At 44.7% G+C, this 12,240-nt stretch carries 10 protein-coding genes and 1 tRNA gene; 8 read left to right on the top strand and 3 right to left on the bottom strand.

Going from position 1 to position 12,240, the window contains the following annotated elements; all coding sequences use genetic code 11:
- Positions 1 to 12 precede the first annotated feature (12 nt).
- Positions 13 to 1,050, bottom strand: coding sequence for an AI-2E family transporter (locus OSCI_RS04160; protein ID WP_007353614.1), 1,038 nt, complete (start codon positions 1,048 to 1,050; stop codon positions 13 to 15).
- 358 nt (positions 1,051 to 1,408) lie between these two features.
- Here OSCI_RS04160 and gshA point away from each other — a divergent pair, with 358 nt between their 5' ends.
- From gshA to OSCI_RS04130, 6 genes are all read left to right on the top strand, one after another.
- Positions 1,409 to 2,560 carry a glutamate--cysteine ligase gene (gshA, locus tag OSCI_RS04155; RefSeq protein ID WP_007353613.1) on the top strand — a complete coding sequence of 384 codons (1,152 nt, stop codon included), beginning with the start codon at positions 1,409 to 1,411 and terminating at the stop codon, positions 2,558 to 2,560.
- A 284-nt stretch (positions 2,561 to 2,844) separates the two neighbouring features.
- Positions 2,845 to 3,303, top strand: a complete 459-nt coding sequence (locus OSCI_RS04150) for a tRNA (cytidine(34)-2'-O)-methyltransferase (protein WP_007353612.1) — start codon at positions 2,845 to 2,847, stop codon at positions 3,301 to 3,303.
- 586 nt (positions 3,304 to 3,889) lie between these two features.
- Positions 3,890 to 6,394 carry a peptidoglycan DD-metalloendopeptidase family protein gene (locus OSCI_RS04145; RefSeq protein ID WP_007353610.1) on the top strand — a complete coding sequence of 835 codons (2,505 nt, stop codon included), beginning with the start codon at positions 3,890 to 3,892 and terminating at the stop codon, positions 6,392 to 6,394.
- 213 nt (positions 6,395 to 6,607) lie between these two features.
- Positions 6,608 to 6,679, top strand: a tRNA-Met gene (locus OSCI_RS04140).
- Positions 6,680 to 6,862: 183 nt separating this feature from the next.
- Entirely contained in the window at positions 6,863 to 7,474 is a 612-nt protein-coding gene (locus OSCI_RS04135) for a peroxiredoxin (protein ID WP_007353609.1), read from the top strand.
- 89 nt (positions 7,475 to 7,563) lie between these two features.
- Positions 7,564 to 8,118, top strand: a complete 555-nt coding sequence (locus tag OSCI_RS04130; protein ID WP_007353608.1) for a peroxiredoxin family protein — start codon at positions 7,564 to 7,566, stop codon at positions 8,116 to 8,118.
- Positions 8,119 to 8,198: 80 nt separating this feature from the next.
- Here OSCI_RS04130 and OSCI_RS04125 read toward each other — a convergent pair whose 3' ends face one another.
- Positions 8,199 to 9,047 carry an Rpn family recombination-promoting nuclease/putative transposase gene (locus tag OSCI_RS04125; protein WP_007353607.1) on the bottom strand — a complete coding sequence of 283 codons (849 nt, stop codon included), beginning with the start codon at positions 9,045 to 9,047 and terminating at the stop codon, positions 8,199 to 8,201.
- Positions 9,048 to 9,061: 14 nt separating this feature from the next.
- The gene (gene murG, locus OSCI_RS04120) at positions 9,062 to 10,126 is read right to left on the bottom strand and encodes an undecaprenyldiphospho-muramoylpentapeptide beta-N-acetylglucosaminyltransferase (RefSeq protein WP_007353606.1); all 1,065 of its coding nucleotides are present in this window, start codon (positions 10,124 to 10,126) and stop codon (positions 9,062 to 9,064) included.
- Positions 10,127 to 10,302: 176 nt separating this feature from the next.
- Between murG and OSCI_RS04115 the strand changes: the two genes are divergently transcribed.
- Both OSCI_RS04115 and OSCI_RS04110 read left to right on the top strand, forming a co-directional pair.
- Positions 10,303 to 11,202 (top strand): nuclear transport factor 2 family protein, encoded by a 900-nt coding sequence (locus OSCI_RS04115; RefSeq protein ID WP_007353605.1) that lies wholly within the window; start codon positions 10,303 to 10,305, stop codon positions 11,200 to 11,202.
- An 85-nt stretch (positions 11,203 to 11,287) separates the two neighbouring features.
- On the top strand, positions 11,288 to 12,064 hold the full coding sequence (locus OSCI_RS04110) for an SDR family oxidoreductase (RefSeq protein WP_007353604.1): 777 nt from the start codon (positions 11,288 to 11,290) through the stop codon (positions 12,062 to 12,064).
- Positions 12,065 to 12,240 lie beyond the last annotated feature (176 nt).

Raw genomic sequence — 12,240 nt, 5'->3', positions numbered from 1 at the left:
AATTCATCCTTCCTACGACTCCCCTTTCATTTCCTCAATTTCAAACCAACTAACTATCACTCCCGCCAACGGAATCGCTAAGAAAATCCCCAACAATCCGGCGGCTCTTGCACCTACTAACAATGCAAAAAATACTACCACCGGATTCAGATTAAGTGAATTTTTCATAATCCGAGGATGAATAATATTATCCTGAATCTGTTGCAAAATAATGCAGGCAATTAACACCTTAAATGCTAGCCAATAATTTTGAGCTAAGACAATAAAAAATACCAAGGCAATTCCTAATGTAGCTCCGATACCCGGTATCAAATCAAACGCGCCTAATATCACTGCCAAAATCAATGCAAATCTCACATTTAAGATTAATAAAACTATAAAACTAGCCGTGACTAAAAACAACATTAAAATAATTTGAGCCTGAAAAAAACCTAAAAAATTACGCTCAATAGTCCGAGCGAAGCGCCTGTGCAAGTGCTTTGGAAGAAAATTAAGCATAAGCTGCCAAAGCCGTTCGCCATCTAATAACATGAAAAATGAAACAGCCGTAATAAAAATAAAAGTTATTACATTAGTAAAAACAGTTTGTAATAGAGTGATGCTGGAAACTATTCCCCCTAAAGCTTGGGTTCGCAATTGTTCTTCAATCACCCGCAAATTTACCTGAAGATTCCTTTCTCTTAAAAAACCTTCTAAACGATCTGAAAGAGGTGCAAGAGCATTGACAAACTCAGTAATGCTATCAATTAATTGCTGCCCTTGAGATAAAAGCGTTACCCCCACTGTCACACTTAAACTTACAACTATTATAATACTCAATAAGAAAACTAAAGTGACAGCGGAACCGTGAGGTAAAAACCGCTTGAGCGATCGCACAGGATAGCTAAGCAAGAAAGCCACAAGCGAAGCGATCGTGAAAACTACAATCACCGTTTCAAAGTAAGCTAAAAGCGTTAGGAAAGCCCAACCTGAAGCAAATAAAAGCAAAAATCGAACTAATGTAGAATTATTTAGTCGGTTCCAGAAATCGGGGATAGAAGATTGACTCATGCTTTACAGCCAAAGGAAGAAATAAGAAGGAAGGCTTTAGTTATCTAGGAGAGAAGGGAAATACAATTCCCATCCATAGCTTGAGCAATTAAGAACGTCCTACTAGCCTTGGTGGTTGCTTGATGATACTTGCTGGCATCATCCCACTGGCGACATTTTCTATTAACTATATTTAGAATTGCATGATTAATATCTTCTTGGCTATCCCTCTCAAGGTAGGTACTCAATAGGCTGCCATCCTCAGCGCCAATGAAAACCTCTAACTAATCAAGAGAAAGTATCTCCTCTGAAAGAAGTCACGATAGAATCAATTTCTAGGATAATAAAAAACAGGACTCAACCTAGCTGAGGAAAAAACGTGCTGCTATCAAAAGGCTTTGAAGTAGAAATGTACACTGGCACCCCCCAGGGCGATATTGTTGGTCTCTCCGACAAGATTGTGTCAGACTTAGACGGATTTGTGCGGGAGCCAGATAGCCGCAATGTGGAATATACTACTGCGCCCTTGTGTAGTTACGATCGCCTCCTGTGCGCCCTAGTTAAACCGCGTCGGCAACTGCGTGCTTATTTAAAACAGTTGGGCGACTATACCATACTTCCAGGGAGTACCTTATCCTTGGGCGGAAGCGATCGCTTTTTCCGCTCCGATCCCAACAACCCCTACCACACCTACATCGAGCAAACCTACGGTACCAAAGTCGTAACCGCCAGCATTCACATTAACATCGGCATAGCTCAACCAGAACTGCTGATGCAAGCGATTCGTCTGATCAGGGTCGAAGCCCCTCTGTACCTCGCCCTCAGTGCTTCTTCCCCCTTCTTGGATGGTGCCGTTACGGGGTATCACTCCACCCGCTGGGGTCTGTTCCCCAAAACTCCAGCCATTGTCCCCCTGTTTGAAAGCCACCGCCATTTTATCAACTGGACTGAGGAGCAACTCGTGGCTGGTACTATGCAAAACGTGAGACACCTGTGGTCGTCAGTAAGACCTAATGGGGATCGCCGGCCCTACAATCTCAATCGCGCAGAAATGAGAATTTGCGACCTCGTTACCAACCCCATTTCCCTGCTAGCGATCGCAGCTTTACTAGAAGCTCGTCTTTGGCAAATGCTCGCCGATCCCAGCTTAGATCCCCTGGAAATCAGCACCCTACCCGCCACCACCCGCAATCAAGACTTAATCGCTCTGACAGAGGCTAACGAAGCCGCCGCCTCCAAGCTGAGTTTGGATGCGACACTTAGACATTGGCAAGATGGTAGAAAAATTCTGGCTAGAGATTGGATTGAAGAAATTTACCAGCAAGTTTGGCCAATAGCAAAACAACGCGGCTTTAGTTGCTTCCTCTCGCCCTTGAAAAAAATTCTTCGGGAAGGTAATGAGGCTCAACAATGGTTGAAAATGTATCATACTTGTCTTGACAGCAGGAGCGTAATTATTGAAGGAATTCAATCAATGCGAGAACAGGAAAGAGAGCTTGAAGACAAGTTATGCCAGCAATTGGTCGCTTGAACTACTTTTTTGCAAACGATCAGAATATTTAATCGGTAGAGTAATTAATGGTATATAATAAAAAGCTATATATTACCTCTATCTTTAAGTAGACTTTCACGGTCAGCACTAAATATTTTTCCCTCTTCCTTTCAACTATATAGCAACCGCCTTGGCGGTTAGGAAGTTGTGAGTTCCTGCCATCATAGATTCTATTCCCTTCTTCCCTGAGCATCGTAGCCCCTAGCTATTCCCCTTTTCCCTAGCCCCTAGCCCCTTCTTCCCTAGCCCCTTCTTCCCGAACTATGCCGTCTGTTGTTTTGATTTCTCCGCAAATTCCGCCAAATACGGGCAATATTGCCCGTACTTGCGCTGCAACCCGTACAGAATTACATTTAGTTGGGCCTTTAGGCTTTGAAATTAGCGATCGCTATCTCAAACGAGCTGGTCTAGATTACTGGCCCTACGTTAACCTGCACAGCCACGATAACCTAGAAGCTTTTAAAGCTTGCCACCAACAACGCGGAGGTCGCTGGATTGGCTTCAGCACTAAAGGACAATGCAGTTATACGCGATTTGAATTTCAAAACAATGACTGGCTGCTGTTTGGGGCAGAAACCACCGGTCTGCCCCCAGAGATTCTCGAAGCCTGCACCAATGTTCGCATTCCCATGAGCGAGCCAGGAGTACGTAGCTTAAATCTTTCCGTCAGCGTTGCAGTAGGTTTATTTGAAGCGCAGCGGCAATTGGGCTATCTAGCATAAATATCGCTACATCCTTACATACACACATAAGAATAAAAATACCCATCAACCCATAAAATGCTGAGATTAAGATAAGAAAATCATATATTACCCTGACTTTATTAGCTTACTTGATTGATAGATTTTTATCATCCTATAGCAGGGAATACTGAGGGCAGATAAATGACTCAAAAGATTGGTACATAAGAAGAACAGACTTTTTTTAGTCTTTTTGACTGAGATTTACTCAATAATCTATCCGCTGCTTTATCCCGTATATTTACGGTTGTGGTTTTCCTGAAAACCAGCGTAGATTTGGGTGGTGATAATGACACGAAAAGCCTTATGACAACAGGGCATGCAGACTTAAGGCTAACAGCTATTACACAACAAGGCTTTGTCAGTGTCGCTTCAGCACTTGTTACCTGCGGCTTAAACTTTTTTACCGTCTAAGCTTGTCTAAATTAAAAAAGCAGGGTAATCTTGCCTAAGCATGATTACTGTCAATGATTAGGATCTCTTTTAACCGTGATTTGAATCATTGATAGCTCATCCCCTTGAGTGTTTCCAAGGATAGTTAAGCGCTTCTCGATAGGAGGTCGTTTTTTTGAAACGAACAAATCCCGATAAAATAAACTTTGTTGATGCCCGTGAAATCAACATCGACGGCACTGCCGAATCATCCAAGCAGGCAAATGCCGGTACTGGTAGAGTTCGTTCTGCCGCAATGATTGGACTAGCAATTTCAGTAGGTGCTTCCAGCCTCCTGCTGCCTACAGGAGGTGACGCAGCCACAGCGGCCGACTCCGTAGCAGGGGAAGCCACCACCGAAATGCAGCCCACACCCCTGGCAATACAGCCCAACGCTCTCAATGTTGAGGATGAAGCCGCTCATCCTGCACTCTTGAACTCAGGGGTGGTGAAGGTGAAAAAGGGGCAAACCCTTTGGGAATTGTCTCAGGACTACGAAGTTGATGCAAATACTCTGGCAAGAACTAATGGCATTAAGTCAGATAGCTTACTGCAAGTAGGACAACAGCTAAAAATTCCATCCCTGAACGTCATCTCCTCAGATGCGAAAACAGGCAACACCGTTGCTACGCTGCCCTCTCAAACCCGCTATGTCGATACCGAACAAGAGTTCAAATCAAATCAGACAGAGCAGTTAGGACAGCAATCAACAGAAGCGATCTCGCCTGCCCGCTCGGCAGAAATTAATGAGCTCAACCAGCCAACCAGAGAAGTTGAAATTAACCACTGGAATAAGCAGGAAAACCACTCGGCGACAAGTTATCAAACTCAGTTGAAATCTGAAGAACCTGGCAATTTATCCGAATCTGGACGGGAAAGCACTGATGGGCTAACTGAGGTGACTGGGACTCCAGAAACTACACAGGAGAGTGCAACAGCACCCCAGACTTTGCCCGCAGTCCCTACGGATAAATTTGACGCTTTTAGCTTTAGTTCTCAGACAGCGTTCCCACCAGCCCCGGCTATTGAGTCGGCTGAGTCCCTAGTTGCACCTAACGCTACTGGGACAGTTGTGATTGAGCCTGACGGGACGGCTCTAGCACCATCATCGGTAATTTACCGAGTGCAGAAGGGGGATACCCTCGACGCGATCGCCCAAAATTATGGCATATCCGTCGTAGACCTGATTTCAGCTAACAATATTAGCGATCCGCACTACCTCAAACTCAATCAAGCCTTAAGAATTCCCCAAATCCAGTCGCACAGCTATGGGGAGCAGGCAACAGTCATATCAGGCTCTAATTCCACTAACGCCCAGCCCGTTGCAGAAACTCCCATTCCTTTAATGCGGGCTGAGTCTTCTGCCGCCCCTAGTTCTGGCGTTGCAGCATCCGTCCCAACTGTATCGGTAATCTCTTCGCTAACCAACGCTGAGGGTGCATCCTCCGTTTCTGTACCGACAGTGGCAAAAATTAATAGTATTCCGCTCACAGCATTTTCGACCCCAGGTGTTAGCGACCAAGGCAATAGCACTCTCAATGCTCAGCCAAAATTTACAGGTACACTCCGGCAAATCTCCGTTCCCGCTAACTCTCAAGGCGCGGTCGAAAAATCATTTGCGCCCACAACTGAACTGACTTCCCCCGCTAGGGAGTTAGCTGTTGAGAACACAACCCCAACTCTGCCCTCCTCAGTGCCCGTTCAGCAAGCTGGCAATGAGATGGTAACGGTCGATTTGCAAACTTCCACAGCCGCAAATTCGCCCAACCCTTACGCCGATCGCTTGAGATCGGAAATCACCAGGCTCCGAGAGGAGTATCGGGCAGATAGAAACAATCAGCAGGAAGTAAAAACAATATCAACCACAGCTTTTGTTGGCAATACGCAGTTACCAACTGCGGAGGCTAACCACTCAAATAGTATTGAACCTATCAATCCAGAGTTCAATCCTCAGCGCTACGCTCAAGCAGTACAGAACGAAATTAGCACGCCCCAGTCTCGACAGTGGGCCCAGCAGTTGCAGCGACAGCAGCAACAAGAGCGAGCCAATTCACAGCAGCGTGCAGTCGGAGTCGCCCCGGTACAGCCCTCTGCTACCTCTGGGCAGCCCCTCGTTGCCACAGCTCCTCTAGGTGCTGATGCTTACGACCCTCTGAGCAATCCTTCCTTGGGACGGATGGTTTCTCCTGAGTTACCTCCTCTTCCCGGAGCCGATACCTATCTACCGGCAGGCTCTATGCCCTCTAAGGGCTTTATTTGGCCGGCTAAGGGAGTTCTTTCCTCTGGCTATGGCTGGCGCTGGGGACGGATGCACAAGGGCATTGACATCGCAGGTGACATTGGGACACCAATTGTGGCTGCCGATGCTGGTGTTGTGACTTATGCAAGTTGGAATGACGGGGGTTATGGCTACCTGGTGGAAGTTACCCACGCCAACGGTACTGTCACTCTTTACGCCCACAACAACCGAATTTTGGTGCAAGAAGGTCAGCGTGTGGCTCAAGGTCAGCAAATTTCGGAAATGGGTAGCACTGGCTTCAGTACCGGCCCTCACTTGCACTTTGAAATTCATACTTCTGCACAAGGGGCTGTCAATCCAATGGCATTTCTACCAGATGACTCTAGGACTGCTTCTCAATAGGGATTTCCCTTGAGTTGTAGGGACACTGTTTACCTGCAACGGGGGCGATGGGATGCCCCCTTTGCTTGCTATGTATGTCCTCACGGTATTGGCTGGCAGTTTCCCTATTATCAAAACCAATAACTCGGAGTTGAAAGTTTTGTTTTTTTTATCAATTTGGTCTAGCTATTGTTGGCGACCTTGTGCTAAGATAAAAAATCGTGAAACCAACTTGGCTCAGTAGCTCAGTGGCAGAGCTAGGGACTCATAAGCCCTCGGTCGCAGGTTCAAATCCCGCCTGAGCCATATTTAATAAAGTAAAAAACGCGCTGACTCTGTTCGAGCGCGTTTTTCGATCGCGGAGTGTAGTTGTAGTCGTTATGAGTATGGTATATTTGTAACAGTTCGTAAAATTAGTATCTGCCTGGACAGACTTGCTCAAGGGCGACCTTGGGACTAAGCCTACAGCAATTCAAGGAGAATAAATTCATGGCCGTTAAAACAGAAACCGAAACCCTCCGGGTTGGTCTACCTGCACCCGACTTCACAGCCACAGCCGTAGTGGATCAGGAATTCAAGACGGTTAAACTGTCTGACTATAAAGGCAAAAAGTATGTAGTCTTGTTTTTCTACCCCTTGGACTTCACTTTTGTTTGCCCGACAGAGATTATCGCTTTTAGCGATCGCCACGAAGAGTTCAAGAAACTCGATACTGAAATTCTGGGCGTATCCGTTGACAGCGAATTTTCTCACCTGGCCTGGATACAGAGCGATCGCAAATCCGGCGGCGTTGGCGACCTCAACTATCCCTTAGTTGCTGATATCAAAAAAACAATTAGCGCCGATTATAACGTCCTCGATCCAGAAGCAGGAATCGCTCTGAGAGGTCTGTTCATCATCGACAAAGAAGGTATTATCCAGCACTCAACGATTAATAACCTCGCCTTTGGTCGCAATGTAGATGAAACGCTCCGTACCCTGCAAGCCATTCAGCACGTCCAGTCTCACCCTGATGAAGTTTGCCCCGCTGGTTGGCAGCCTGGAGAAAAGACAATGAATCCAGATCCCGTGAAGTCTAAAGTATACTTTGCGGCGGTATAATCCAAGTTGTTGACAGTTAACAGTTAACTGTTAACTGTTAACTGTTAACAACTACCAGTTAGTTAGTAATTAGTTAGTAATTAGAAATTATGCTGACTTCCACAGACTTTAGGGGCTTGTTAAATCAGCGCTTTTTTCAAAACTTTTTTCCCGTTCCCGCTACAAACGAGCTTAAAGTGGGAGAAATAACTCCAGACTTTGAACTACCAGATATTACCAACGGTAAACTGGTGCGTTTATCAAATTACCGGGGCGATCGCCCAGTTGTACTCGCATTTACCCGCATCTTCACGGAAAAGCAATATTGCCCGTTTTGCTTCCCCCACATTAAAGCACTTAATGAAAACTACGAGCAGTTTGCCGAGCGGGATGTAGAACTATTGATGATTACCAGTACCGATGACCGGCAAAGTCAAATCGTGGTTACAGATTTAGGTTTAAAAATACCCTTGCTGTGCGATCCTACTTGTCGAGTATTTCGAGCATATCAAGTCGGTCAAGCTTTGGGGGCTCCTTTGCCAGGGCAGTTTGTTTTAGATAAACAAGGAATACTTCAGTTTAAACATTTGTTTTCTTTCTTGGATCATAATGCTAGTTCAGAGAGTTTACTTGCAGCGGTAGATCGGCTGAGAACTACAGAATAAGCAGTTTATTTGCCAAATGGGGATGCTCCCTAGCAGTCAGCCGAAACCAACTTGTAGCTGACTGCCAAATCTTAATAGTTTTAGTTTTCCGCCACAGCCTTATTTACGGCTTCAATATCCAATTCTAAGGCTTGAGCAATCTGTTCCACATTCAACCCAAGTGCTAATAAGCGAGGAACTGATTCAAGTTTACCTTCGAGCTTACCTTCGAGCTTACCTTCGAGTTTACCTTCGAGTTTACCTTCCTCTTTAGCTTCAGCCCTAACTTCCTGAAAATACCTTGTCTGTTTTAACTCCTGTAATCCAAACATGGCTTCTATCTCCTGGCGACTAAACTGCGGTAATTTATAGACCATTATTGTCTCTATCAATCCTACAACTTTTTGCTTGAGAGCGGCATCAGAAATCTCTTGCCGTGCTTTGCCGATTAATTCCCTAGCTTGCTCAACAGCATTTTCTTCATTCTGCACCACTAATTTCACCATTCCCAATTCTAGAGATAGGTTACTTGGTTCCCCTAACTCATCTAAATACACTCGCTGCAAAAGGGGAGAAAAACCTACACTTTCATGGGTAAAAAATCGCTGATACGGCCTTGGGATGCCGGGATCGAAACTGCGGCTTGCAAATATCGCTACAGCACGCCAATCTTGAACAGGTTGATATTGACCTAAGTAAACGAAGATTTCCGTAAAAAATCGCCAGTAAAAATCATCTTTTTTCTGGAATTGTACTTCCACAAAATAAATCAGTGAGTCTATGTCGCCTTCTGGAGGTAAGAATACTCCATCAAAGCGGCGGGCCAATTCTTTGATTTCCTGGGAAGTAAACTGGTAGCCTTCAGCTAGTGACGCAGGTTCACCAATAAGTTCAAATAATACACTGGGTAAGGTTTGAAAAAGTTGATAAAAGATGGTGTCAGTTCTCATAGAATTATTCCTCCCTACCGATTTAATAATTCGCGCACTAAGTTTGCCAAACGAGTTGCACTATCATTAACTGCCAACTTATAAACGGCAGCCGACATTTTTGCCAAGTGTTCGGAATCTGCTAATAAATTCAACACTTTAGTTTCTAAAACTTCTGCATTTAATTCACTTTGCCGGAAAGATAAGGCTGCGCCAATTTTGGTAAAAACTGCGGCATTAAAACTTTGATGATCTTCCGCTGCATAGGGATAAGGAATCAAAATTGCAGGCGTTCCTGTGACGGCTAATTCTGTTAGCGCACTCGCACCAGAACGACTAATTGCTAAATTTGCGCGTTGCAATAGTCCACCCATATTGTTATAAAATGGCAGGGAAAAATATTGAGGATGTTTGAGAGTATCAGCATCCGGGTCATTATTTCCTGTTAAGTGTACAATCGTTGCACCTGCATTAAACCAAGCAGGAGCGCATTGTCTAACTAATTGATTAATTCCTACTGCACCTTGGGAGCCGCCCATTGCTACAATTAGGGGAACATTCTCAGCAATTGGCAAGTCCAAGGGTTGAGGTGTAAGAAATTGCGATCGCACTGGCGTACCCGCATAAACCGTCTTAGCGCGAGGCAAATACTGCGCCGCCGCCTCAAAACCGATCGCAACTTTAGTACACCAAGGGCCAAACCAGCGCGTTACTTTCCCTGGCAAAGCATTAGACTCGTGGAGGATAACAGGCAAACCGAGCGATCGCGCCGCTAAAATCGCGGGTGCTGCAATATAGCCGCCAGTGGTGAAAACGCCCTGAAAATTGCCCTGTTTTAGCAGATTCCGCACTTCAAGGATGGAACTGGCGAGCCGACCCAGAATTCGCGCTGTACCCAGCCCAAATCGCCCCTGGAAGCCTTCTACGGGGATAGTATGGAGGGGGTAGAGAGGTGGGATTAATTCGGTTTCCATGCGATCGGGGACTCCCAGCCATTCTATTTGATAGTCGCTCAATTGCTCGGCGGTGGCGATCGCAGGAAATAAATGTCCTCCAGTACCGCTAGCTGCAATCAGTAATCGAATCTGCGTATTTGTCAAGACGTTTTTTCTCCTAGAAGCTCAATAGATCGATCGATTTTATATGGGAAATTTGAAATTTTAGATTATCATGCTGATAGTTAGTTCCTCCACCCACATCCTACAATCTCAAAGCAGTCAGAAGAGGTGAATTCCCTCGCTGACTCTATCCTGGCAAATCACCAAAATATCATCAAATGCGTAATCCTTTGAATTCCCTGCCAAATATTTCTAAATATTTTCCCGATCGCTTCTCAGTAAAAGATGCGATCGCCTCTCCCTTAGTCGGCCTGTCATCGATCGCCCCTCTATTTCTAAGTTTAACAATTGGTGGGATTGGCTTACTAAATCCCTCCCCTGTCAAGGCTCAAGGTACCCTCGCCGATCGCGCTACCATCATTGCTCAAACCCCTACAAACGCACCCGCTGAATTGACAAAACTCCTGAGTGAAATTGATGCCGCAGCGAACAGCCAAAATGTTAAAGCCTTGATGAATTTTTACAGTCAAAATTTTACAAATTCTGATGGCTTAAACCGCCAGAGTATGGAGAAAGCTATCAAGCAATTCTGGCAGGGTTATTCTATATTGAAATACAGTACCGAGCTTAAATCTTGGAAAGCGGAAGGGAACGCATTTATTGCTGAAACTGAGACTACGATTACAGGTACTCAGAAGAAAGAAAATAGAGAGATAAAACTTAAATCTACTATCCGTTCTCAGCAGCGCTTTGAAGGGAATAGAATTGTTAAACAAGAGATTTTAGCAGAGAGAAATCAGCTAACTTCTGGTGAAAATCCACCTACAATTCAGATGAATTTACCAGAGCAAGTCAATGTTGGTCAAGAATATAATTTTGATGCCATTGTGCAAGAACCTCTCGGCAATGATATCTTAATTGGCACAGCTTTGGAAGAACCAATTTCAGAAAAAACATTTTTTAGTACCAGTCCAGTAGAACTAGAATTACTAGCTTCTGGAGGAGTATTTAAGGTAGGAAAAGCACCAGAAACCCCAGAAAATCGCTGGATTTCAGCAATATTGATGCGGCAAGGCGGCATTACCGTAATTACTCAGCGCCTCCGAGTTGTAAAGTAATAAAATTCTGTGGCAGTAAGGATTTTAGCTGGAAAATCCTTACTGCAAATCAGAGATTTACTGAGAACAAATAGTAAGTAAAAAAATGAGTTCAGTTCAAGATAAAATTGTTTTAATTACGGGTGCTAGCAGCGGTATTGGTGCAGCTTGTGCTCGAATTTTTGCTAGAGGAGGTGCTAAACTAATATTAGCTGCTCGCCGCCTTGAACGGTTGAAGAATATGGCTGCGGAACTAACTAAAGAGTTTGAAACAGAGATTTATTTTCTACAGTTAGATGTGCGCGATCGCGCTCAAGTTGAATCGGCTTTTACCAAATTACCTGATGCCTGGGCAAAAGTTGATATTCTAATTAATAATGCTGGCTTAAGTCGTGGTTTAGATAAACTTTACGAGGGCGATTTCCAAGATTGGGAGGAAATGATAGATACCAACGTCAAGGGATTGCTTTATGTCACTCGTTATATTGTACCTGGGATGGTGAGTAGAGGTCGCGGTCACGTAATAAATATTGGCTCAATTGCCGGTCATCAAACCTATCCAGGTGGTAATGTTTATTGTGCCTCAAAAGCAGCAGTTAAAGCAATTTCCGAAGGTTTAAAACAAGACCTTTTGGGTACGCCAATTAGAGTGAGTTCGGTAGACCCAGGTTTAGTGGAAACAGAATTTAGTCAAATACGGTTTCATGGCGATGGGGAGAGGGCAAAAAATGTTTACCAAGGATTAACACCTTTGACACCTGATGACGTGGCGGATGTGGTGTATTTTTGTGCGACGAGATCGCCTCACGTTAATATTAGTGAAGTCCTCTTAGTGCCCACAGATCAAGCTACTGCAACTCTAGTTCACCGCAGAGTTGAATAGAATAATTTTGTAAAAATAAAGACTTCCCCAACCTAGACCTAATTTGTTTCCAATTTTTCCGGATCTCTTTTATTTTCATTGGAAAGTAAGTTGGTAGATGCACCCTGATTGATCGCCCCCGGCCAAATTTGGCTGGGGTTTTTTATAGGAAGAAGGGGCTAGGGACTAGGGAAGAT

The organism is Kamptonema sp. PCC 6506, assembly GCF_000180455.1.
Classification (GTDB): Bacteria; Cyanobacteriota; Cyanobacteriia; order Cyanobacteriales; family Microcoleaceae; genus Kamptonema; species Kamptonema formosum.
This window is presented reverse-complemented; position numbering and strand designations above follow the sequence as displayed.